This window comes from Arthrobacter sp. NQ7 (genome assembly GCF_029581595.2).
GTDB classification, from domain to species: Bacteria; Actinomycetota; Actinomycetes; order Actinomycetales; family Micrococcaceae; genus Arthrobacter; species Arthrobacter phenanthrenivorans_B.
In genome coordinates this window covers 55,905-77,794 of the sequence record NZ_JARFXU020000010.1, presented here as the reverse complement: position 1 = coordinate 77,794, position 21,890 = coordinate 55,905, and the positions used below count along the sequence as shown (strand labels likewise).

General features: G+C 66.0%; 19 protein-coding genes. 7 read left to right on the top strand and 12 right to left on the bottom strand.

Annotated features, from left to right (window positions below; translation table 11 throughout):
• Window positions 1-124 precede the first annotated feature (124 nt).
• The 4 genes from merA to PUN71_RS12315 are packed head-to-tail and all read left to right on the top strand — an operon-like array spanning window position 125 to window position 4,548.
• Complete coding sequence (gene merA / locus PUN71_RS12330) at window positions 125-1,570, top strand: mercury(II) reductase (RefSeq protein ID WP_277798642.1); 1,446 nt, start codon at window positions 125-127, stop codon at window positions 1,568-1,570.
• A 45-nt stretch (window positions 1,571-1,615) separates the two neighbouring features.
• Window positions 1,616-2,977: a dihydrolipoyl dehydrogenase family protein gene (locus tag PUN71_RS12325; protein ID WP_277798641.1), complete on the top strand. Its 1,362-nt coding sequence runs from the start codon at window positions 1,616-1,618 to the stop codon at window positions 2,975-2,977.
• Between the two features lie 46 nt (window positions 2,978-3,023).
• Window positions 3,024-3,692: a haloacid dehalogenase type II gene (locus PUN71_RS12320; RefSeq protein WP_277798640.1), complete on the top strand. Its 669-nt coding sequence runs from the start codon at window positions 3,024-3,026 to the stop codon at window positions 3,690-3,692.
• Between the two features lie 37 nt (window positions 3,693-3,729).
• A complete protein-coding gene (locus PUN71_RS12315) occupies window positions 3,730-4,548 on the top strand; it encodes an alpha/beta fold hydrolase (protein WP_277798639.1) in 819 nt (272 codons plus the stop codon).
• 78 nt (window positions 4,549-4,626) lie between these two features.
• Here PUN71_RS12315 and PUN71_RS12310 read toward each other — a convergent pair whose 3' ends face one another.
• From PUN71_RS12310 to PUN71_RS12285, 6 genes are all read right to left on the bottom strand, one after another.
• Complete coding sequence (locus tag PUN71_RS12310; RefSeq protein WP_277798638.1) at window positions 4,627-5,721, bottom strand: ABC transporter ATP-binding protein; 1,095 nt, start codon at window positions 5,719-5,721, stop codon at window positions 4,627-4,629.
• The gene (locus PUN71_RS12305; RefSeq protein WP_277798637.1) at window positions 5,718-6,584 is read right to left on the bottom strand and encodes an ABC transporter permease; all 867 of its coding nucleotides are present in this window, start codon (window positions 6,582-6,584) and stop codon (window positions 5,718-5,720) included. The genes PUN71_RS12310 and PUN71_RS12305 overlap by 4 nt, the downstream gene beginning before the upstream one ends.
• Window positions 6,575-7,390: an ABC transporter permease gene (locus tag PUN71_RS12300; protein WP_283532404.1), complete on the bottom strand. Its 816-nt coding sequence runs from the start codon at window positions 7,388-7,390 to the stop codon at window positions 6,575-6,577. Before PUN71_RS12300 ends, PUN71_RS12305 begins: the two co-directional genes overlap by 10 nt.
• 67 nt (window positions 7,391-7,457) lie before the next feature.
• Window positions 7,458-8,669: an ABC transporter substrate-binding protein gene (locus PUN71_RS12295; protein WP_277798635.1), complete on the bottom strand. Its 1,212-nt coding sequence runs from the start codon at window positions 8,667-8,669 to the stop codon at window positions 7,458-7,460.
• A gap of 35 nt (window positions 8,670-8,704) precedes the next feature.
• The gene (locus PUN71_RS12290; protein WP_277798634.1) at window positions 8,705-10,162 is read right to left on the bottom strand and encodes a hypothetical protein; all 1,458 of its coding nucleotides are present in this window, start codon (window positions 10,160-10,162) and stop codon (window positions 8,705-8,707) included.
• A gap of 605 nt (window positions 10,163-10,767) precedes the next feature.
• Complete coding sequence (locus PUN71_RS12285; RefSeq protein WP_277798633.1) at window positions 10,768-11,517, bottom strand: class I SAM-dependent methyltransferase; 750 nt, start codon at window positions 11,515-11,517, stop codon at window positions 10,768-10,770.
• 1 nt (window position 11,518) lies between these two features.
• Here PUN71_RS12285 and PUN71_RS12280 point away from each other — a divergent pair, with 1 nt between their 5' ends.
• The gene (locus tag PUN71_RS12280) at window positions 11,519-12,967 is read left to right on the top strand and encodes a dihydrolipoyl dehydrogenase family protein (protein WP_277798632.1); all 1,449 of its coding nucleotides are present in this window, start codon (window positions 11,519-11,521) and stop codon (window positions 12,965-12,967) included.
• Here PUN71_RS12280 and PUN71_RS12275 read toward each other — a convergent pair.
• The 4 genes from PUN71_RS12275 to PUN71_RS12260 form a co-directional block, all read right to left on the bottom strand.
• On the bottom strand, window positions 12,921-13,547 hold the full coding sequence (locus tag PUN71_RS12275) for a CDP-alcohol phosphatidyltransferase family protein (protein ID WP_277798631.1): 627 nt from the start codon (window positions 13,545-13,547) through the stop codon (window positions 12,921-12,923). The two genes, PUN71_RS12280 and PUN71_RS12275, sit on opposite strands and share 47 nt — an antisense overlap.
• Window positions 13,540-14,010: a TVP38/TMEM64 family protein gene (locus PUN71_RS12270; RefSeq protein ID WP_283532403.1), complete on the bottom strand. Its 471-nt coding sequence runs from the start codon at window positions 14,008-14,010 to the stop codon at window positions 13,540-13,542. Before PUN71_RS12270 ends, PUN71_RS12275 begins: the two co-directional genes overlap by 8 nt.
• 198 nt (window positions 14,011-14,208) lie before the next feature.
• The gene (locus PUN71_RS12265) at window positions 14,209-16,062 is read right to left on the bottom strand and encodes a glycoside hydrolase family 15 protein (RefSeq protein WP_277798629.1); all 1,854 of its coding nucleotides are present in this window, start codon (window positions 16,060-16,062) and stop codon (window positions 14,209-14,211) included.
• A 73-nt stretch (window positions 16,063-16,135) separates the two neighbouring features.
• Window positions 16,136-16,792: an isochorismatase family protein gene (locus tag PUN71_RS12260; protein WP_277798628.1), complete on the bottom strand. Its 657-nt coding sequence runs from the start codon at window positions 16,790-16,792 to the stop codon at window positions 16,136-16,138.
• Window positions 16,793-18,070: 1,278 nt separating this feature from the next.
• On the opposite strand from PUN71_RS12260, the gene PUN71_RS12255 reads away from it, so the two are divergent.
• Window positions 18,071-18,649, top strand: a complete 579-nt coding sequence (locus tag PUN71_RS12255) for an NADPH-dependent FMN reductase (RefSeq protein WP_277798627.1) — start codon at window positions 18,071-18,073, stop codon at window positions 18,647-18,649.
• A 255-nt stretch (window positions 18,650-18,904) separates the two neighbouring features.
• Here PUN71_RS12255 and PUN71_RS12250 read toward each other — a convergent pair whose 3' ends face one another.
• Both PUN71_RS12250 and merT read right to left on the bottom strand, forming a co-directional pair.
• A complete protein-coding gene (locus PUN71_RS12250) occupies window positions 18,905-19,177 on the bottom strand; it encodes a hypothetical protein (RefSeq protein WP_277798626.1) in 273 nt (90 codons plus the stop codon).
• 314 nt (window positions 19,178-19,491) lie between these two features.
• Window positions 19,492-19,881, bottom strand: coding sequence for a mercuric ion transporter MerT (merT, locus tag PUN71_RS12245; RefSeq protein WP_277798625.1), 390 nt, complete (start codon window positions 19,879-19,881; stop codon window positions 19,492-19,494).
• Between the two features lie 487 nt (window positions 19,882-20,368).
• Between merT and PUN71_RS12240 the strand changes: the two genes are divergently transcribed.
• Window positions 20,369-21,427 carry a sulfite exporter TauE/SafE family protein gene (locus PUN71_RS12240; protein ID WP_277798624.1) on the top strand — a complete coding sequence of 353 codons (1,059 nt, stop codon included), beginning with the start codon at window positions 20,369-20,371 and terminating at the stop codon, window positions 21,425-21,427.
• Window positions 21,428-21,890 lie beyond the last annotated feature (463 nt).

Genomic DNA, 21,890 nt, shown 5'->3' with positions numbered 1-21,890 from the left:
CCCCCGGGAGGAAGGTGCAGGTTGGAAGGAGTCATGGGGGATCCATCCAGGCTTCCCCCGTTCAACTCAGGCAGGGATCCTGGTCAGACAGGAATGGTGTTCCCTGCCGCTTTAGGGAGGTTTCATGGCCGTACCGCAGGGGTTTGACTTCGATCTGGCGATTATCGGCTCAGGCGCAGGCGCGTTCGCTGCCGCGATCCGGGCCACCAACCTGGGCAAGAGCGTGGTGATGATCGAACGGTCCACGCTCGGCGGGACCTGCGTGAACACCGGCTGCGTCCCCTCCAAGGCGCTGCTGGCCGCGGCCGAGGCCCGGCACGTTGCTTTGGATGCCGGCGGGAGGTTCCCCGGAATTACGGCGTCTGCGGACGCGGTGGACATGCCTGCCCTGATCGCTGGCAAGCGCGCTCTGGTGGAGGGGATGCGCTCAGAGAAATACGTTGACCTGATCGCTGATTATGGTTGGGACCTTCGGCAGGGGACTGCATCTTTTGCCGGGACACCGGAGGAACCTGCGCTGGAGGTCACCACCTCCGACGGGGTGCCGGAATCAGTGACCGCTGCCCATTACCTGGTGGCCACCGGCTCGGCCCCGTGGACTCCCCCGGTGCCGGGACTGCGGGAAACAAACTATGTGACTTCGACCACCGCGATGGAACTGGAGGAGGTCCCGGAGTCCTTGCTGGTGGTCGGTGGCGGCTACGTGGCGATGGAGCAGGCCCAGCTGTTCGCCCGGCTGGGATCCAAGGTGACGATGTTGGTCCGCTCCAGGCTCGCCTCGGCGGAAGAACCTGAGGTGTCGCTGGCATTGATGAGCGTTTTCGCTGACGAGGGCATCCGGGTTCTGCGCCGCGCGACCCTGTCCTCCGTGAACCGCGACCCGGCTACGGGACGGGTCAGAGCAGTGGCAGATGTTGCCGGCGGCCAAGAGGAGTTCCAGGCCGAACGCCTGCTGATGGCCACCGGACGCCGCGCGATCACTGACGGTCTGAATCTGGACGCTGTCGGGGTGAAAACCGGTGACCGGGGTGAAGTCCTCGTGCAAAAGACCATGGGCAGCACCAACCCCCGGATCTGGGCTGCAGGGGATGTGACCGGGCACCGGGAATTCGTCTACGTCGCCTCCGCCCACGGCGCCCTCGCCGTGGAAAATGCCTTCAACGGCGCAGCCCGCGAAGTTGACTACCGGCACCTGCCCCGAGTGGCCTTTACCAGCCCGTCCATGGCCGCCGTGGGCCTGACCGACGAGCAAGCCAACGGCGGAGGGATCAGCTGCGAATGCCGGGTGCTGCCGCTGGAATACGTTCCGCGCGCCCTGGTGAACCGGGACACCCGCGGCTTCATCAAGCTCGTGGCCGAGAACGGCACCGGGAAGATCCTGGGACTGACCGCGGTCGGGAAAGAGGCGGGCGATATTGCCGCCGCGGGCGTGTACATCCTGGCTGCCGGGATGACCGTGGAGCAGGTCGCGAACCTGTGGAGCCCCTACCTGACGATGGCGGAGGGCATCAAAATCGCCGCGCAGTCCTACACCACCGACATTTCCCGGCTCTCCTGCTGCGCCACCTGACCACGCCTGCAGCGATACCTGTACACCACGAAAGGGAATGAACTGATGGAAGAACACTTTGACGTAGCCGTCCTCGGCATGGGCCCCGGAGGCGAAGTCGCGGCCAGCCAGCTTCTGAAGGCCGGCAAAAAAGTTGCCGTGATAGAGCGCGAACTGATCGGAGGCGAATGCGCCTACTGGGCCTGCGTGCCCTCCAAAACCCTCCTGCGGCCCCCCGAAGCGAAAACAGGAGCCGCCCGGGCGCCCGGAGTGACCGGGGCGGAACTGGAGTGGGCAGCGGCCAGTGACTACCGGGACTATATGATCCGCCACCTCGATGACAAAGCCCAGGTTGACAGCTATACGGGGCAGGGCGCCACCGTGATCAAGGCCGAAGCCAGGATCACCGGGCCCGGGACCCTGCAGGCCGGGGACAGGACGATCACCGCCGACCACATCATCATCGCCACCGGATCCGAGGCCGTCGTCCCCGACCTCGAGGGCGCCGGAAACGTGACCACCTGGACCAACCGGGAAACCTTCACCACCACGAGGCTGCCCGGCCGCGCGGTGGTCATCGGGGGCAGTGCGGTGGGCACCGAAACCGCGACGTTCCTGGCACGCTTCGGCGTTGACGTTACCCTGGTGCACCGCGGCAAACACCTCCTGGAGCGCGAGGATCCCCGCGTCGGGGAACTGGCACAACATTATCTCCGGGAGGCCGGCGTGAAGGTGCGGCTGGAGACGAACGCTCTCAAGGCCACGCGCGAGGGCAACGGGAGCCTGCTGGAGCTCGATGACGGCACATCGGTCGATACCGACGTCGTCATTTTCGCCACCGGCCGCAGGCCACGCAGCAAGGAACTCGGTTTTGAGGCGGCGGGGGTGACACTTGGTGCCAGCGGTGCGGTGGAGATTGACCAGCATTGCCGGGCCGCAGGGAACGTCTGGGCCATCGGGGACGTCACCGGTGTGATGCCCTTCACCCATGTCGCCAAGTATCAGGGCCGGATCGTCGCCGACGCGATCCTCGGCCAACCCAGGGCCGCCACCTACGAGGGGATCCCGAGGGTGGTGTTCGGCGATCCAGAGATCGCCGCTGCCGGGATCACCCAGGCCCAGGCCGACGAACAGGGACTCTCCACCGCCTTCGCAGAACTGGACCTGGCCGCATCACTCGCCCGCCCCTGGACCTACGAGCGGGAGCCCCGCGGCCACCTGGGCCTGCTCACCGACACCAACAAGGGAGTCCTGATCGGGGCGTGGGCTGTGTCCCCGCTGGCCGGGGAATGGATCCACCAGGCTTCCCTCGCGATCCGGGCCCGGATCCCGATCAGCGTCCTGCACGACCAGGTCGCCCAGTTCCCCACCTACAGCGAGGCCTTCCAGGGCGCCCTCGACAAACTCAAGTACCGCAAGGAAGACTGATTCCGGCGGCCGCCGGGCTGCCCTGTTTGGAGAAGGAGAAACACGGTTGAAACCTTCAGTCATTGTTTTTGACGTCAACGAGACCCTGTCCGACATGTCCCCGCTTGGCCACCGGTTCGTCGAGGTCGGCGCGCCTGCCCATCTGGCAAAATTATGGTTTGCCACACTGTTGCGGGACGGTTTTGCCTTGACGGCCGCCGGAGACAACGGAAGCTTCGCCGCGATCGGAGCCGACGCTCTGCGGGGCCTGTTCACCGGCGCTGAACTGAACCGCGATGCCGACTCGGCCGTGAAGCACGTCATGGCCGGCTTCGCCGGTCTCGGGGTGCACCCGGATGTCCCCGACGGCGTCAAAGCCCTCGATGCCGCCGGCTACCGGCTTGTCACACTGACCAACGGCTCAACGCAGGTGGCCGAGAAACTGTTCGCCGACGCCGGCATCCGGGACAGGTTCGAACGGCTGCTCTCCGTCGAGGACGCACCGGCCTGGAAACCAGCCAAAGCATCGTACGACTACGCCGCTTCGGTCTGCGGCGTTACACCCGAGCAGATCCTCCTCGTGGCCGTGCATCCCTGGGACACCCACGGCGCCGCCCGCGCCGGCCTCGCCACGGCCTGGATCAACCGGACGGGCGCAACGTATCCGAACTATTTCCAGGCGCCCGACTACACCATCTCCGCCCTGCCCGAGCTTTCCGAAGTCCTGGCCCGGTAACAGCCGTGTTGTGTGCCGGAGAAAGGAATGATGCCGGATGAGTGACTACCCGGTCCAGCGGAAGACTGTCCAGGTCAACGGAACCGCCTTGTCATATCTTCAAGCCGGTGATGAAGGCCCTCCCCTGCTCCTGCTCCATGGCACGTTCTGGAGCAGGGTGTGGCTCCCCGTCCTCCCGGAACTGGGCACCCGGGCCCGGTGCGTCGCCCTCGACCTGCCGGGGTTCGGCGGCAGCGGCGGTGAACTCGGCCCCCGCACAGCCACCGTGCCGGAGCTGGCCCGGACGGTGCTGGCGGCAGCGGATGCGCTGGGCCTGGGGACGTTCGATCTGGCCGGTCATGACATCGGCGGCGGGATCGCCCAGCATGTGGCCGCCAGGTCCGGACGGGTGGAGAGGCTGATCCTGATGAACTCGGTCACGTTCGACTCCTGGCCGGTCCCGGCTGTCGAACGCTTCCGCGACCCGGACGTGCGAGCCTCCGTGGGCGTTGAAGAGATGATGGCGGCCCGGGCTGAGACCACACGCAGGGCTGTGGCCAGGACCCTGACGGAGGAGGAAGTCGCCGACTACATCTCGCCTTGGAAGGATCCGGCCAGGGTCAGGTCCTGGATGGCGATGGCTGCAGCCGCTGACGCCAGATACACCCTGGAGCTTGTCCCGGCCCTGATTAAAGCTGCGGTTCCCACGCGGCTGGTCTGGGGCACGGAGGATGATTTCCAGAAAGTCGCGTTTGCCCGCCGCTACGTGGCCGAGATCCCGGCAACGGACCTGGTGGAGGTTCCGGGTAAACACATCCCCACCGAGGACAGTCCCCAACAGGTCACCGCGGCCATCCTCGACCACCTCGCCCCGTAAGTCCTCCCAGCAGCCGCTTCAGAGGGCCGTGTTCAGCCGGCGCGGTGCCCGGACCGCCGGGGCAGTTCCGGTGGCGTTTCATGCCGGAACCTTCGGGGTTGGTGAAATCAGGGCAGAGGTCTCCGCTGTGGGCTGCGGGGCCACTGCTGCCAAAGCTGAAGTGGGGAGTTGGAGCCGGACCGTGTCCCCGGGTGCGGGGTGCGGGCAGGTGGTTTCTTCCGCATTGAGCGTCACACCTGCGGCTTCGACCGTCATCAGCCGCCGGGGGCCCCTGGCCCGGATCCGGGTGATTACCGCCGGCAGTCCCGGGTTGTGGTCCTCCAGGACGATGATGCGTTCGGGCCGGATGAGCAACGTGGCTGGTCCTTCGGCCCACGGGTGGTCCGCGGGCAATGCATGGGCGCCCAAAGCGGAGTAGTGGACGCCGCCGCGGATCGTCCCCGGCACTTCATTGGTGCCTCCCATGAGGCGGCTGACCTGAAGGGAAACGGGCCGGGTGTACATTGCTTCAACGGAACTGTGCTGGAGCAGTGTTCCTTCGCTGATCAGTGCCAGCTGATCGGCTACAGCTGATGCTTCGTCCCTGTCGTGGGTGACCATGAGCACCATGGGGTTTAGTTGCTCTCGCACGTGTGAGAGCAGTTCGTGCATGGCTGAGCGGAGCTCTGGGTCCAGGGCGCTGAAGGGTTCATCCAGCAGCAGCACCGCCGGCCGCGCGGCCAGGCCGCGGGCGATGGCCACCCGCTGTTGCTGGCCTCCGGACAGACCGGAGACGGCCCGTCTGCCTGTTCCTTGCATCTGGACCAGCTCGAGAAAGGATTCAGCATCCGCCCGGGCACGCCGGCGCGGAACGCCGCGGATCCTGGCGGCGAAAGCGACATTGTCAAGGACGTTCAGGTGCGGGAAGAGCAACGGCCGCTGAAAAACCATCGCCATCCCCCGGCGCTCAGGCCGGACCGTTGCGAGGTCCCGGCCCTCGAGCAGGACACTGCCGCGGTCAGGTATTTCCAGGCCCGCGGCCGTCCGCAGGAGGGTGCTTTTGCCGGACCCGGATGGGCCCAGTACCGCTGTGCAGGAACCGGGCGCCAGCGACAGGCTGAACTCCTCAAGGGCCGGATGGGGGGCGCCCTTGAACGACTTGGACAGCCCCTGCACTACCAGTCCCTGCCTCATGGCCGGGCTCCCGGACGTCGTCGCCCTGTCATCCCCGCGAAAAGCAGCAGCGCCAGCGGCGGTGCCAGCGCGATGAGTGACAGCACCGCAACGATCCCGTCGTTGCCGGTCCCTGACGCGGCGGACGCCACCAGCAGCGGTACCGTCACCAGCGAGCCGCCGCCGATGAGGACAGTGACCAGGTAGTCGCTCCATCCCACCAGGAACGCCAGGAAAGCCGCCCGGGCCAGGGCAGGTGCGATCAGGGGCAGCTGGATCCTAAGGAACACCTGGCCACGGGTGGCCCCCAGGGTGCAGGCCTCTTCCTCGAAACCGATGTCATGGGCTGCATACGCCAGCCGCATGACGTAGGTCGTGTAGGGCAGGGCATAGACCGTCAGGACAAGGACTACGCCGGCGTAGGAGGGGACCTGCAGGCGGACCAGCAGGACATTCAGCCCGAAGACCGCGACGAAGGCTGGCAATGCCAGCGGAGCGAACAACACGGCGCTGATCATGGTGGACCACCGGGACGGGTGGAACGCCAGGCTCCTGGCTGCCAGAACGCCCAGCGGCGTGGCTATGGCACTGACCACAAGCCCCAGGCCCAGTGAGCCGGCGAACGCCGAGGCCGCGCCTCGGGACAAGGCTGACTCAACGTTCTGCAGTCCCCAGTCCTGGGGCAGCGGTGCCGGATAGGACCAGCGGTCCGCGAAGACCCAGAGGCCCAGGGGTACCAGCGGCAGCACAAACCACACCGCAAGGGCCGCGGCAGTTGCCGACCTCAGGATCCGGCCGCTAGCACGGGAACGCGTCAGCCCGTTCTGCGCCGCGTCTTTCGGTAAGGTCTGCTGGTTGAGCCCAGGCGGCAGGGTTATCGCCACAGCGGGATCTTTCGAAGGCAGGCCAGTGCCATGAGAACTGCGCCCAGGGACACCGCTGCGGTAACCACGGCGACGGCGGCCGCCTCAGGCCGTGAGGTGAGCGTCACGGAATTGTACAGGCGCAGGGCCATGACGGGCAGCGGCTCAGGATACGGCCGGCCCAGAAGCCATGCAACCTCATAGGAGCCGAAGCTGTAGATGAACGCTATGGTCCCGGAAGTCATCAGGGCGGGCAGGCTCAACGGCAGCAGCACGTGGCGGAGCCGCCCGAGCCGCCCGGCGCCCAGGAGGGCCGCTGTTTCCTCATAGTCAACGGACCGGGTCGCCAGCGTCCCGGCGAGGACGAGTCCTACGAACGCTGACTCCTTCCAGGCGTACTCAAAAATGACAGCGGCCCACCACGGACCTCCCACAAGGGGCGGCCAACGCTCTGCCGTCCCAAAGACCCTGGCCAGCAGCCCGGAATCGGCCAGGAGCAGACCCGTCGCTGCCGCGCCTACAATATGTGGAAGAGGGATGGACAGTGAGCTCATGGCCGCCAGGAGCTTCCCGCACCACCTGCCCTGCATCATGATCAGCGCTGCCATGAATCCGGTCAGGCAGGCCAGGAGCGTGGACGTGCCGGCGATGGCCAGGGAGAGCCCCCCGCCCACCAGGAGGTCACCGGCATGGGCCGTGTAGGCGGCAGCGGACAACTCCGGACGGCCAACCAGCGGCATCAGCCCCAGACTCTGTGCTGTCACCATGGCTGATCCGCCAACGACGACGAAGGCGACAATCACGACAGCGGGGACTGCCAGAAGCACCCCCCGGACGCGGGGCTTCAGTCGGCGCCCCACCGCGGTCCGCGGCCGGGAGCGGGTTGTCAGGACCTCAGTTTCCGGCAAGAACATGCCTCCGCCAGGCCTCATCCAGAGCGGGCACCCAGGCAGCGGCGAGCTCCGGATTCGCGTTCTTCGACAACACCTCATAGCCGGGCACCACAGGTGAGGACGGGAGGTGGTCGAACAGGGCGCGCCCTTCGGGGCTGAGCGCACCCGGGTACAGGACCGGGAATTGTCCCCAGATCGCGGGGTCGGCTTTTTGGGCCTGCTGCTCTTCGGACAAGGCCAGGTTGGCTACGACCATTGCGGCGGACCGGTGAGCGGACGTTGAGGGTATGGCGAGGAAGCTGGCGTTTCCCACCGTTCCCTCCTCCAGGGTGAGGACTTTGGTCGTGGCCGGATATGTTCCCTCCGTTACCAGTTTCGTTAGTTCCGCCGGGCCGTAGGTCATCGTGAAATCCACCTGCCCTCCCGCGTAGAGAGCGTTCAGTTCGCTGGAGGATTTCGGGTACGTTGATCCTTCCCGCCACAGCGAGGGCTTCAGGTCCTGAAGTTCCGTCAGGAGGGCGGGGGTGAGCCTGTCAAACGCGGCCTGGTCAAAGGCCGGCGGCACTTTCGCGTAGCCCCCGGAAACGCTGTAGAGCACTTCGCGGGTAAAGACCGAGCCGGTGAAGTCCGGCGGCGCCGGGTACGTGAACCGGCCCGGGTGGGCTTTGACCCAGTCCAGCAGGCCGGCGAGGGTTTTCGGAGGATCGGGGACGGCGGCGGAGTTGTAGGCGATGGTGAACTGCGCTTTGCTCCACGGGGCTTCGCAGCCCTCCACCGGGGTGCCGAAGTCCTCTGAGAGCAGCGGGTCTGCCGGGTCGGTGAGGCTCATGTTCGGCAGCAGGGAAGTCCACCCGCAGGCCCACGCCCCGGCTTCCTTTCCGGTTCCGAAGTTGTCGCCGTTGACCCAGACGAGGTCCACTTGGCCAGCGGTGGTGCCGGACTGCTTCTCGGTCAGAACGCGGTTGAGGGCGTCTTTGGTGTCGGCTACCGGCACGCGTTCGAGCGTGACGCCTTCCTTTGCCGCGGCAGGGATGAGGTGTTCGTCCACGTAGGCGTTGCCTTGGGTGTCCCCGCCATACATCCACAGTTTGACTGTTTGTCCCTTCGCTTCGGAGGTGATCTGCTCCCAGCTCTCCGCTCCGGGCGGTTGCGCCGGGGCCGGCGGGGGCGCGGCGCAGCTGCTGAGGAACAACACCCCTGTTACGGCTGCCATAATGAGAGCCCGGCTGCCCACGGCGCGGGGTGATTTCACCGGTCGGTCCTGACTTTGGGGGTGAGGGGGAGCAGCTTGCGCAGGCCGGCGTTCTCGGCCGGGTCCAGCACGGAATGCTGGACGCATGCGGGGACCAGCTGGCCGGTTTCGGGATGGCTCATGGTGTACATGCACGCACCCAGACGTTCCTGGACCTCGCGGGTCTTCGGGTCCTCACTGGTGATGCCCTTGCCCATCAGGTCCCAGGCGGGTGCTACGTCCGCTGCATCCATGAAGTTATGGACCACGAAGGTCCGGAACGATAGTTTTCCCGCCCGTAAGGCGGCGAAGACGTGGCGCAGGCCGCCGGCGCGCGTGGCAAGACGGAACCCGAAACCAAGAATCAGGGGGATGTCGCGGGGGTGGGCCAGCAGGGCCCTGATGACTTTCAGAGCAACGATCCAGTGTGGCGTCCCGCCGAAAAACATTCCACCGAAATGGGCCAGCACCCGGTCCCGGGCGGCGAGATCCTTCGGGTCGGCCGGGTCCAGCAGCGGTGCCATCGTGTCCCCGGCCCGCAGGACCACAGCGCTGCGGTTGCAGCGCGGGTCCCCGAACTGGGCGCCCTGCCAGGGGATGGGCTGCCCGGCGCCCGCCTCGATCCGGTCCCACACCGCATCAATGGTGATGTCGGAGAAGTCCTTGCCCCATCGCCTGTCATCGCCAATGTACGCGGCGGGCTGGAAGGACAGCATGTCGAACGGCATCTTCAGTACCGCTCCGGTCACCCCGGCCACCTGATCGATATTCGCGGGGGTGACCGTCATGTTGTGGGCGAGGTAGGACCTGACGCGGTGCTCCCGGCGCAGGGCTGCGAACATCGCGGCGAACCGTTCACGGAAAGGGTTCAGTTCCTCCTCCGTCCTCGGACGGGGCGCTCCCCTGCGGCCACGCATGAGCGAATCAAAATGGGCGGCGAACGATACTTTCCGGAACCGCGGCTGTCCAGTGCGGTCCAGGGCGACGTCGAGAAGGTACTGATAGTCGAAGTCGCCATGGGTCATGGACATCGGTTCCCGCCCTGCGGCCTGCATGGCAAGCAGCGCGGCAGCGTGGTCTTCTGCTGGCAGCAGGCTCACTTCCCCGCCGATAAGCTGGGCGTGGGCGCGGGGTCCGCGGACCCGGCGGAGGAATCCGAGCTGGTCCTTCACCGCCCGCACGGTATGGCCGCCGTCGATCCGTACTTTATTCGCGTCTGCTGAGTGGTAGCACGGGGTGCAGGTCAGGTTGCACTTGGGAAAAACCCCGTGGGTTCCTTCGCATCCCACCGCGGCCCTGCCCAGCAGTTGAGCCGGGGTTTTGACCTGCCCGGGCAACCCGGACCAGCGCCGGTCCAGGGCCTCCCGGCTCTCGGGGTGGATGGGCCGGGTCGCCAGTTCCAGGCGGCGGAATGCCGCGGCGATCTTCCCCGCAGGCCTTCCTCTCCACACCCCGGCGCCCGTACGGCCGGGCATCGGAACGCTCCCACTGTCTGAGGCACGGGCTCCCGGACCCATTGGGCCGCCTTTCATCCTGCACGAAGATAGTCGTTGATACCGGACAACCCTACGGCCCAAGGCCGGGGCGGTTAAGTAACCTGGGGCACACAGGGACCGCGTATTTTTCCCCTTGCCGCTGAGCGGACAGGAGGCCAACCAGAACGGCCCCGGCAGCTCAACTCTCTGATGACACGCCGTGCAGCCGCGCCTGTCCCGCCCACGCACCGCGCACCTGGCCCCTTTCGTGGGGCGGACATGCTGCTGAGCCTCACCCCCGCAAGCAGGGTGAGTTGGTTTTGTGCCGGTCACCATGGACGTTCTTACCTCACCGGCGCAGTAGTGTTCGCCGTGCTCTTCCTTCGCCCCTTAGCCGCGTCTGACGAAGTTCATTCGTGCCTCCAGCCTCCTTCCTGCATGCTCGGTGGAAACATGCATGCTTGGTCGAAAGAGGGCCGCCGCAGGCGCAGGCCCTGGACCGAACGCACTTCTTCGGGATCTGGCATCCGGCGGAGCTGGCATGGGGTGTTCGCAGCCATCCCCGCTCGCGGGCTGGGCGGGCGTGGTCATCACGGGTCCGGTGTTTAGGTTCCGCTGCCGCCGCGCTGCACTTTCCGGCGCCGGCCAATCCCTGGCAGCGTTCCGGCGCGGATCTGCAGATGTCCTGACCGGGCGGAGGCCCGGATGACGTCGGTGCAGTCCTCCTCGACGGCCTGCCACGGATGCGCTGTGATGTCCGCGCCGGCCACGGCGCAGGCCGCCCGGGCCAAGGGAGCGAGCAGCCTGGCCCAACTGACCGGGTCCTGCATGTCTACCACGGCGACCCGGGCATCATCGCGCAGCAGCTCCGCCGTGTTGGCCCAGGCTTTCCGCCATTCCGGCATCAATGAGAGCGCGTAGGTGGCCAGGGCGGCGTCAGAGAGCCCCTTTCCGCCCTGGCTTTGCATGACGGCACGGATGGTTGCGGGGTCCATTTCGACGGCGTCCGCCTGGATGAGAATGATGTTGTCCCATCCGGCCTTTGCGGCCCGGCGGCGCGCCTGGTCCAGCATGCGGTCGCTCCGGTCGATTCCGACAATGGTCCCCGAGGGACCTATTCTTTGCTGGAGCAGCGGAAAGTTAAGCCCGGTCCCGCAGCCCAGGTCCAGGACCTGCTGCCCGGCCGCCGGGGCCAAGCCGTTGATCCCGCGGACCCTTCCGGCCCGGTACACCGGATATTCTCCGGAAAGGGCATCGTAAAACGGCGCGAATGCTGTGTACTTGTCTGGGATAACCCACTCCTTGGCTGAATGAATGCGCAGGAAGCAGCCGGCAACGAACGTAAGGATCTTCATCATGGCATCCAGCGACGGAATGATCGACTTCCTGGTCCTCGGCGGAGGAACAGCAGGAATTGTCGGCGCCAAGACGGCCGCCGGTTTCGGTGCCAGCACCGTCCTGGTGGAGCAGGGACGCACCGGAGGGGACTGCCTCTGGACCGGCTGCGTTCCCTCCAAAACGCTCCTCTCCGCCGCCGCGCAGGCCAAAACGCTGCGGGAGCACACCGGCCGGGAAGCTGACTTCCCGGCCGTCCGGGACCGCATCGCCAACGCCATTCGCACGATCGAACCCGTAGACACGCCGCAGGCCCTGGAACAGGCAGGCGTCGAAGTCCTGTCCGGCCGGATCACCTTCACCGGAGCCGGAACCGCAGCACTGGACGGACGCCCCTTACGGTTCCGGCAGGCGTTGATAGCCACCGGCGCCCAGCCTGCGGACCCCGGCGTGCCCGGGCTGGACCCGGCCCGGACCGTCACCTCCGAAACAATCTGGGACCTGACACGGCTGCCGGCCCGCCTCGCGATTCTGGGCGGCGGCCCGATTGCCTGTGAACTCGGTCAGGCCTTCGCCCGGCTCGGCTCCGAGGTCACGATGATCGTCCGCTCCCGGATCCTGGCGAAAGAAATACCGGAAGCTGTTGACATTGTGCGGGAAAGCCTCACGGCCGATGGGGTGACCATCCTGGAAAACTCCAGCATTACCCATGCAACCAGCCCCGGGGATATACAGCTTCAATTGGCGGACGGAACGGTCGTTGGCGCCTCCACCGTGCTGCTGGCGACAGGCCGCACTCCACGGACCACGGCCCTTGGGCTCGAGCACGTCGGCGTCCGCGTGGACGGGCGCGGGCACGTGATCACTGATGCACGCATGAGGACCTCCAACCCCTTGATCTGGGCGGCAGGTGATGTCACCGCGCATCCGCAGTTCACCCATCTGGCCGGCGTCCACGCCAGCGTGGCTGCAGCCAACGCGGTGCTCGGCCTCCGGCGCCGGATCAGCACCGCGGTCCCCCGGGTCACCTACACCTCACCGGAAATCGCCACCGTCAACAGCACCGACGGCGGTGAGACCGGGAGGTCCCGGACTCTGTGGCATTCACACCTGGACCGGGCCGTCACGGAGGACAGGACCGAGGGTTTCACACGCCTGCTGGTGGGCGCGGGCGGCCGTGTTACCGGGGGCACCATCGTGGGCCCCAGGGCAGGGGAATCCCTCGCCGAGCTGTCCCTGGCTGTGCACAAGAAGCTGCGGACCTCAGACATCGCCGGTGCCACCCACGCCTACCCCACGTACTCGGACGGTGTGTGGAACGCCGCCGTGGCGGATGTCCGCGAACGCCTGGCTTCCCCGCTGACCGGTACTGCCATCAAGGTGTTGGCCAGGATCCGGCGGCTGGCCATTGACGGGGGCCGGATCAGCTCAGGGCCCGGTACCCTGCCAGGATCCGGTGGGCGGCGCTGACCCCTACCAAAACGGCCCAGACGCTCGCGGTCAGCCAGGCGATCCCGGGGAAGATCAGCCACACGCTGTGCACCACAATGGTCTCAGCCCCCTCGGCCAGTCCGCCGAGGAAGGACAGCGACCGTCCGTCATCGAGCTGGCGTCCGGTTTTCTCCGCAATGGAGGAAAACGCGAGGAACACGGCACCGTTGATGTAGTAGGCGAAGAGGACCAACAGGAACGGCAGCCACGGGGCGGCGAAGGCCGACGTGGCACCCAGCGCCACCCCGACGACAGTGGCGCCGTAGACGACGAAGTCAGCGCTGATGTCCCAGAATCCGCCCCGGCCGGGATCCTCCTGCCCTGACCGGTGGCGCCTGAGGCGCGCCAGCGGCCCGTCCAGGCCGTCGGCCAGCCTGCTCAGGAGCCACGCGGCCAGCGCCGGAAGCCACCATTGGGCCGCGGCCAGCCCCGCGCTGGCCAGACCCAGGACCAGGTTCAGGCCGGTCAGACGGTCAGGGGTGACCCAGGTCCGGTCCGCTGCCGAAGCCATCCGGTCAAGGACGGGCCCGGTGTGGTGGCGCAGCAGGGCGTCAAACATTCCCTGCCCCTTTCTGCCGCCGCGTGCGTGCGGCCACGACCAACCCGGCGATGGTCAGCAGGCCCAGAGCGGCCGCCGCGGCCTGAACCTGCCATCCCAGCTGCGCGCCGAAGGCGCCCAGGGTCACGTAACTGAGAGTGCCCGGCAGGATTCCCAGCGCTGTGCCCAGGAGATAGGGCCACCAGGAAACGGACGTCAACCCGGCCAGATAATTGATCGCGGTAAAGGGAAGCACCGGCACCAGCCGTACCCCGACTACCGCGGCGAAGCCTCTCCGTCGAAGAAGACCGTCCAGTTTCTCCACTCCCGCTCCCGTGAAAGCCTCCACGGCGTCCCGCCCCAACCAGCGTCCCAGCCAGAAAGCAGCCGTCGCTCCCAGCAGCGCCGCGGACAACACCACCCCCGTTCCGCCGGCGAAACCAAAAACCACGCCGGCACCAATAGACAACACATTCTTAGGCACTGGGGAAAGCGTCAGGGCGGCATAGCCCAGGACAAAAACTCCCGCACCCCACGGCGTGCCCGTGAAATACCGCTGCAGATCATCCACCGACGGGAGGGGGAACAAAAGCAGGGCCGCAGCAGCAGCGGCAATGAAAACCAGCAACCACACCAGACGGATCAAGGCCCGGTGACGGCCCGGCAGGGACCGTGCCACCGGTTAGCCCTGCGTCCCGCTGTTGGCCGGGGTTGCAGGCCCCCCACTTTTTTCTTCTGCCCGGCTGATCGCCCAGGCAGCGTTGACCAGGCCGATATGACTGAAGGCCTGCGGGAAGTTGCCCAGCAATTCCCCGCTGCCCGGGGCCACTTCTTCCGAAAGCAGGCCAAGATCGGTCGCGAAACCCGCCGCGGATTCGAAAACACCCCGGGCACGTTCAACGGACCCGGCAAGGGCCAGGGCGTGGGCGAGCCAGAACGTGCACAGCAAAAAAGTCCCTTCGGCCCCCGGCAACCCGTCTTCACCCCCATACCGGTACACCAGGCCCCGCGCATCCGTCAGATGCTCCTGGACCGCATCAATGGTTGCCAGCATCCGGGGATCATCCCCCGGCAGGAAACCAACAATGGACAGCATCAGGGCCGAGGCATCCAGGTGGTCTGAACCAAACGCCTGCGTAAACGCGTTTGCAGTTTCGCTCCAGCCCTCGCTGGTTATGGCTGCGGCAATCTCTTCCCGGGCCTCCCGCCAACGCGGAACCCTGTCAGTGGCATCCAACAGGGCGGCAAGGCTGATTGCCCGGTCCACGGCCACCCAGCACATGAGTTTCGAGTACAGGTAATGGCGGGGTGCACGGCGGAGCTCCCAGATCCCGTGATCCCGGGACTGCCACCGGTCAGCGGCGGCATCCGCGGCGTCTGCAAGGAACCTGCGGGTGTCGGAGTCCATGCCGGCGAGGTATTCGGGCAGGGTCGCCGCAGCGTCCAGCAGTTCCCCGTACACATCCAGCTGGCGTTGGCGCCATGCACCGTTGCCGACCCTGACAGGGGTGCTTGAACGCCACCCCGGCAGGTGCGGCAGTTCCCGTTCTGACAGGTCACGTTCCCCGCCGATCCCGTACATGATCTGCAGGTCATCGCCTCCACCCAGTTGGCCGGAACCGGCCGTGGCCAGGAAGCGGAAGAACTTTCCGGCCTCGTCCGGGCAGGCGGCAACCCAAAGGGCCTGCAGCGTCATGCTTGCATCCCGTATCCAGCTGTAACGGTAGTCCCAGTTGCGCGGGCCTCCAACGACTTCCGGCAGGGACGTCGTGGGAGCGGCGACAATCGCCCCCGTGGGGTAGAAGGTCAGCGCCTGCAGGACCCGGCCGCTGAGCGCGACCAGGTCCTGCCACGGACCGGTGTAGTTCTGGTGCATCCCCGACCAGCTCGCCCAGCCTTCGACGGTGTCCGCGAGCCGGCCCCTGATCTCCTCCTGCCCCCAGAAAGCCGGCGCAGCCTCCGAGCTCGTGGCGTGGTCCAAGGCGAAGCCACAGGTGTCACCTTTCTCCATGACGAGGCGGGACCGGGCGACGTCGCCGTCGACCGCGAACAGGACAGGCGCGGAAAGCGCGAGCACCGCCGCCCCTCCCCGCACCAGCAACCCGCCTGATTCGGGCCGGACCAACGGGCGTATGGACCCGTATTCCGGCCGGGCCACGAAGACCACGTCAAGCTCCACCGTTCCCCGCGTGCAGGAAACCACCCGCAACAGGGCCCCGGGCGACCCGGAACCTAGATCATGGCCCCTGTCCCCATCCCCAAGAGCCAGAGCATCGGTCAGGATTATTTCCCCCTCACCGGCATGAAAAGTGGTCTCGAGGACCATGCTCGGACCGACGTACCGGCGGGAGGAGGTAAAGTCGCCAACCGGACGGATCGACCAGAATCCGGCCTCCTCACCCAGAAGCCGGCCCAACACCGACGGGCTGTCGAACCGCGGAAGGCACAGCCAGTCCACCGACCCTTCAGCGCTGACCAGTGCCGCTGACCGGCAGTCAGAGAGCAGCCCGTAGGCTGCGATCGGCGTGCTCGTCATTCGGCCGCCCCCGTGGACACTGTCGTGCCCGGCAGGGCATCCCTGCAGGGCCGCCGGCCCCGCGCGTCCGCCCTCATGGCTGTGCAGCGAACTGTTCAACGGCGTCCCCGGTGGAAAGTACTGCCCCGGCAATATAGTTGAAGTTCGTCAGGGCCGCTTCATAACCGTCTCCGAGTTCGGGATGCTGCGCCGCGGCTGTCGCGTCGGCCACAACGGCAACCTCAAAGCCCTGTTCGAGCAGTTCACGCAGGTGACTTTCGACGCAGAGATTCGCTGACATGCCGGCCAGGACGATCTTAGTGATCCCCCGTTTACGGAGCTGGAGCACCAGGTCATTCTGCTCCGGCCCGTAGACCTTGTGCGGGCTGCAAATCACCGTCCTGCCATCGTCCAGGAAAGGCTTGAACCGGTCCAGCCAATCCGCACCGGATTCCCTGAACCCGGCCAGCTCCAGCGGCCCGGAGCGGTCAAACATCCCAATCTCATGCATCTTCTTCTCCAGCGTCCCGCCGAACTCCCATTGGTGATCGTGCGGAAAATAATAGTGCGGAGACACGAACACCCCGTAGCCGCCTGATTTAGCGGATGCCAGTAATTGCTCAATGTGGTCGACGGTATGGTTTTTCTCCACGCTCTTTCCTACCAGTTCCCATGCCACACCGTCGGGGCTGAGGAAATCATTCTGTGGATCGGTCAGGACAAGTGCGGTCGTTGCGCTGTCAAACTGCATCGAATTTCTCCTCCGTCAAGTCGGATACGTGCACAGCACGCCTGCCTGATCAACCTAGGCCCCCAACTACACCCGGTCTGTAATCTGCCGCACAAAGCAATCGGCCACTCGTGCCAAAGCATCCCATCAAGGGTTGCCTTCGTGGCCGCGGCGGCCCTTTCAGCGGCCAGGCGCCGCAAAAGGGGGACCCATGCACGGGCCCTTCGTGCGTCAGGAGTATCATCGCCACCCCGGCGGGGACGGCGTGCGAAGTTCCCTGCCCGCAGTTACTGCAGGAATAGCTCGCCGAGGCCGCCCTCAGCCCTGCACGACCAGCGGGGTAATGAGCCGGGACAAACACTGTGAAGGTCAGGAACGCATCAGTGCCGCAACCCGCGCAGGTCGGGATCCGAGGGGTCAGACCCGTGACGAGGTCCCGTTGGGGTTTGCCGGGGAGCGCGTGGACTTCAGTCGACATTACAGGTGCACATCCTCTTCGGATGAAAGGTTAGGTGGGTGGGTGTTTAGACAGGACTTGCAGATCAACTGCACGGGAGCCTCAGCCCAGGAATCCCGGAGGTTCCCTGGCTTCCCGGAAGATCCACCGGTCCCTCCGGCTGCGGCAGCACAACGGTGGACCCGGCGGCCAACGGAAACTCAGCTCATGCAGATGACCGCTGTGGGAGGGGCCAAAGGGAATGGGTGCGCCAGATAACCCGTTGCCGCACCCATTCGAAGCCACCTGCATCCTGATCCTGCTAAAAATTGCCTCCATAAACACAGTCTTGACCTTGCCCTGTGGAGCAAGGTCAAGAACGAATTTCCTGAGCTGAACAGGCCGCCGGCGCCCGCCCGGTATCGGCTGCGGACATGAGCATCATCCCAATCAGATGAACATGGGCGGCAATCGATGGCGCGACGGCCAGTCGTACGGTAGCCCTCAGCACACCGGAGCACATCGCTAAGCGCTCTTCCTCGACCCCGGCACGAGGACTCTCATCAGCAACGGCCCTTAAGCCACCGGAACGTAACCTCACGGAAACCGCTCCTGTCCCGCAGGAACCGGCCGGGAGAGGCTCTTGACCTTCCCCCAAGGGCAGGGACCACGATAGGCGCGAGAACAAGAACAACAGAATCCCGTTGAGCGGCCCACATCGAAAGGCGCAGCAGTGAAGCAAACGGTCATGAATCACCACCGTACCGTTGCTGCTGCGGGCCTCCCGTTTCCGGAGCGGGTGCCTTTTTCGGGGAAGGGGCAGCCCCTAACTGACAGGTCAGGAACTTAAAGGAAAGGACGCCATGATGAAGGCGAAGATCGGCATCATTGCCGGAAGTACGCGCCCGGGCCGGGCAGGCCGGGCCGTAGCCGACTGGGTATACCAGCAGGCCTCCGAATGCGCAGGGGATGCGGCGTTCGAACTTATCGACGTAGCCGACTACGGGCTGCCGCTGCTCGACGAGCCGCTGCCGCCGTCGCTGGGCCAGTACAGCAATGAACACACCAAGACCTGGGCGGAAGCCATCACGGCATTTGACGGCTACATCTTCGTCACCGGCGAATACAACCATTCCGTACCGGGGGCACTGAAAAACGCCATCGACTTCCTCTATTCAGAATGGAACAACAAGTCCGCAGGTTTCGTCAGCTACGGCAGCGCTGGCGGCATCCGGGCCGTGGAACACCTGCGCCTGATCGCCGCTGACCTTCAAATGGCCGATGTCCGCGCCCAGGTCGCCCTGCCCCTGGCCAGTGAGTTCACCAACTACACCGACTTCGCCCCGACTGAACAGGCCACCCAGGCGCTCGGCCCGCTCCTTGACCAAGTGGAAGCCTGGGCCCGTGCGCTCAAGACCCTCAGGACCAAGCCGGGCGCCTGAGGGCTCCCGCTCCCGGGTTTCCCGTCCGGGGGCTTCCGTTCCCCCGAGAGGCATACCAGGTACAGGGAAAGGCTCATGAAACGGCGGATACGCCCCGGAGTCTGTGGCCAGAGCCAGCTGCAGAGGCCGGGGATCCTCGCGCCCAGGCACCGACCGGCACTGTCGGCGTGGTTCGCTGAACAGGGCGTCCCACCGCTCAGGAAATCGTTCGCACCCGTCAAAGGGGACCTGACTTGTGAACGCGCCTGCAAAAGGTCATGAAGGCGCTGTCTCCCTGTGCCAGCGGTCATTTTCCAGCGTCGTACCGTAGGGAACATCCCTGCTGGCTTCAACGGTGAACAAGGACCTGCTCCGGCGGGTGATGAGTATTCCCCGACGGTCCCCGGCCACAGCGGCCGCACGCAGCTGCTGAACGGCGTCATCCAGGCCGTTCTGCAAGGATTCCGCGTCCTGGGCGACTACGTGGAGGACTTCGGGGGCCGGCCAGTGGGGCAGCCCGGAGTTGGGGGCGGCTGCGGTTATCGGCAACGTCTTCCTCAATCTGTTAACGTGCAGGGCCTGGCCCGCACGGCCACTACAGGTCATCCATTTCCGGCATGCGGTGGGCCGACCCTGCGCCGGACGAACCATACCGGGCCTTTGCGGCCGGGAAGCGCACAGCCCAAAACCTCCAACAGGATAAACCCTTTCCGGGAATCATTCCCCGAAATTCCCCGTACGGCCCGTTTCCCTTGACAAGGGCCCCACCTGTGCGGATGTTCATCACCGGAAGCTCCTAAAGGGCCGGGAGACCTTTAGGGACTGTGCGGGTGCGCCCTTGACAGGTAGAGGCGCCAGGATGCTCACGGGCGGGCGGTCCTGTCCTGGTTCAAGGGCGTGCCGCCGGGGTGTTTCCCGGATTGTGTGAGGTCGGGCGTGGACGTGGCGCAGGAGTCGTTGACACCCGGTGTGCCGTCTACCGGTCCGGCTGCCTCAGCCGCGGCGCCCGAGGGACCACGGGCCCGGCTTCTGGCGCGGGCGCGTCGGCGCAGCGTGTAGAGGACCGCGCCGGCCAGGACCAGAAAAGCGATGGCCAGGACAACAGGGGTGGCCAGGACCCCGCCGAGAAGTACGAGACCGCTTCCGGCGAGCAGCGCCGGGCCCGCGCAGCAGGTGACCGCCAGGAACACAGCCCCGATGGTGAGCAGGATCCCGCCCGGGCCCTGCCCGGGATTCAAAGGACGTTCAGACATTAAAATCTCCTAAAAACGGGTGCCGGACGTTGCCCAGGTTCCGTGGTCGCCGCCCCGCGCTCGATACCGGCGGTGCCGGCACGGGTGTGGGCGGGATTTTTCGTGAGAGGACCTTCCCGGGAGCGTGTGAGGGAGGGACCCATCCGCACACTGCGCCCGTGTGTTGCGGCGCCGCCGCCCAGGAGTGCAACCAGGACAAGACCGGCCGCCACAGCCTCGGCCCCAGTCACCGCCACTGGATCCGCCAGCAATGCACCGATCCACCCTAAGGCCCCGAAAACGGCCCACGCGATCAGCAGCGGCGCCCCGCAGCAGGCCAGCTGCCGCAGGACAAGAACCCAGGGCGCTCGGGGACCGGGTGCGGCCCCTGTCACAAAGGTCGGCATATTCATTCCTTACCCTTCGTCCGCACGGAGTCGGCCATGGACCGGTGGCCAGCGGCTTGACCACCGGTCTAGTGCCAGTGTCATCCTTTCCCTATGGGTCAATGTCAAATTTCCCGGGCTGTCCGCGCCTGCCCGTGGCGGGTATTGACACGGTCGCCGCTCATGCTGTGTTCGGCGAAACCTTAAAATATTTCACTTCACAAGCACGGGTTGGTGGGGGATATGTTTGGGGCATGGATTGGGGTGTGTATTGGTTCATGTTTCCCGGATGCATCCTGATCGCGGCAGTGGCGACCTTCAGCGGGATCAGCGGCGCGGCGCTGCTGACGCCGGTTTTCCTGATTGGGTTCCCGCTGATGCGTGTGCCCGAGCTGGGTACGGCGGCGGCGATTGGGACGTCGCTGTTTTTGGAAGCCGCCGGTTTCGGGGCTGGGGTGTTCAGGTATCTGCGGCTGCGGCTGGCTGATTTGTCAGCCGTCCGGTCCCTCGTAGCGCTGACGCTGCCCGCAGGTGTTCTCGGTGCGGTGCTGGGCGAGCACGTGCCGGGGCAGTGGTTGCGTATCGGCTACGGCGCGGCCATGTTGGGCGTGGCCTGGCTGATAGGTTCGACCGGCAGGAAAACCGTTGTTCGCCGCCCTGACCGGCCCTGCCCATGCCTGGTCTGTGAATCTGAATGTTCGGACCCGGAATGCGCTGGCCCGGACCGGCGCTCGGTGCGGGCCGCTGACGGTCAACGGTATGACTATTGCGCTTCCGGGATGGGTTGGCAGCGGGTTTTCTCCGGAGCCGGAGCCGTGTTGGCCGGGATGATTTCTACCGGTGTCGGCGAAGCGACGCTGCCCACGCTGGTGCGTCGGTCCCGGTTCCCGGTACCGGTCGCGGCCGCCACGTCGACCCTGGTGGTGGCCGGGACGGTGGTGGGGGCCGCCGCGACCCATTTGATCCAGCTCACCGCTTCCGGAGGCCTGGCGGCGATTCCCTGGAACCTGATTGTCTGGGCGGTTCCGGGAGCTGTTCTGGGCGCCCTGGCCGGAACCCGTCTCCAGGGGCGCGTCAGTGAAAAGCTCACGCGCCGGTTCTTCTCCCTGCTGTTTGTCGGTATCGGCCTGGCATTCCTGATGGCCTTCACGGTCTTCAACGGCGCTTTCAACGCCCGCTGATCAACCTCGGCCTGGCCGTAATTCCTTGGCCCCGATGATTTTATTCATCAGGTGAAAGCCGGCAGCAGCTAAGGAAAGCCTTTCGCTGCCGCCGGCTTAGCTAAGCCTGACTGCAGGCAGGTCTTAGCCGACCTTGTCCATCGCGTGTCCGCAGCAGCATGTCGGTGCGTTCTGCCCGGCGTCACTGTCAACGGCGCCCTTGGTCACTGTCATCTCACACCCGCACCCGGAATCGGGGCAACGGTACTGTTCACCTTCCTGCAAACCCATCTGACATCACCTTTCCTTTTCTCAGCATGGCGGCCGCGTTGTCACGGCCGTTGTTACATCTCCACCCTTACACCTTCCCCTGCAAGGAGAGTCAAGGGGTGTCCGGGGGCGGATAAAGGGTTGGGGAGGCCGCACGGCCTCGTGGCGGGCTGGAGAGTCCCGGTTCACCTGCCGGTAGGGGCGCTGGTGAACG

What these genes read in the sequence shown, in the direction of transcription:
- merA (WP_277798642.1), top strand. Translation starts at nt 125, where the DNA reads ATGGCCGTACCGCAGGGGTTTGACTTCGATCTGGCGATTATCGGCTCA.
- PUN71_RS12325 (WP_277798641.1), top strand. Translation starts at nt 1,616, where the DNA reads ATGGAAGAACACTTTGACGTAGCCGTCCTCGGCATGGGCCCCGGAGGC.
- PUN71_RS12315 (WP_277798639.1), top strand. Translation starts at nt 3,730, where the DNA reads ATGAGTGACTACCCGGTCCAGCGGAAGACTGTCCAGGTCAACGGAACC.
- PUN71_RS12310 (WP_277798638.1), bottom strand. Translation starts at nt 5,721, where the DNA reads ATGAGGCAGGGACTGGTAGTGCAGGGGCTGTCCAAGTCGTTCAAGGGC.
- PUN71_RS12295 (WP_277798635.1), bottom strand. Translation starts at nt 8,669, where the DNA reads ATGGCAGCCGTAACAGGGGTGTTGTTCCTCAGCAGCTGCGCCGCGCCC.
- PUN71_RS12290 (WP_277798634.1), bottom strand. Translation starts at nt 10,162, where the DNA reads ATGCCCGGCCGTACGGGCGCCGGGGTGTGGAGAGGAAGGCCTGCGGGG.
- PUN71_RS12285 (WP_277798633.1), bottom strand. Translation starts at nt 11,517, where the DNA reads ATGAAGATCCTTACGTTCGTTGCCGGCTGCTTCCTGCGCATTCATTCA.
- PUN71_RS12280 (WP_277798632.1), top strand. Translation starts at nt 11,519, where the DNA reads ATGGCATCCAGCGACGGAATGATCGACTTCCTGGTCCTCGGCGGAGGA.
- PUN71_RS12275 (WP_277798631.1), bottom strand. Translation starts at nt 13,547, where the DNA reads ATGTTTGACGCCCTGCTGCGCCACCACACCGGGCCCGTCCTTGACCGG.
- PUN71_RS12265 (WP_277798629.1), bottom strand. Translation starts at nt 16,062, where the DNA reads ATGACGAGCACGCCGATCGCAGCCTACGGGCTGCTCTCTGACTGCCGG.
- PUN71_RS12260 (WP_277798628.1), bottom strand. Translation starts at nt 16,792, where the DNA reads ATGCAGTTTGACAGCGCAACGACCGCACTTGTCCTGACCGATCCACAG.
- PUN71_RS12255 (WP_277798627.1), top strand. Translation starts at nt 18,071, where the DNA reads ATGATGAAGGCGAAGATCGGCATCATTGCCGGAAGTACGCGCCCGGGC.
- merT (WP_277798625.1), bottom strand. Translation starts at nt 19,881, where the DNA reads ATGTCTGAACGTCCTTTGAATCCCGGGCAGGGCCCGGGCGGGATCCTG.
- PUN71_RS12240 (WP_277798624.1), top strand. Translation starts at nt 20,369, where the DNA reads ATGTCAAATTTCCCGGGCTGTCCGCGCCTGCCCGTGGCGGGTATTGAC.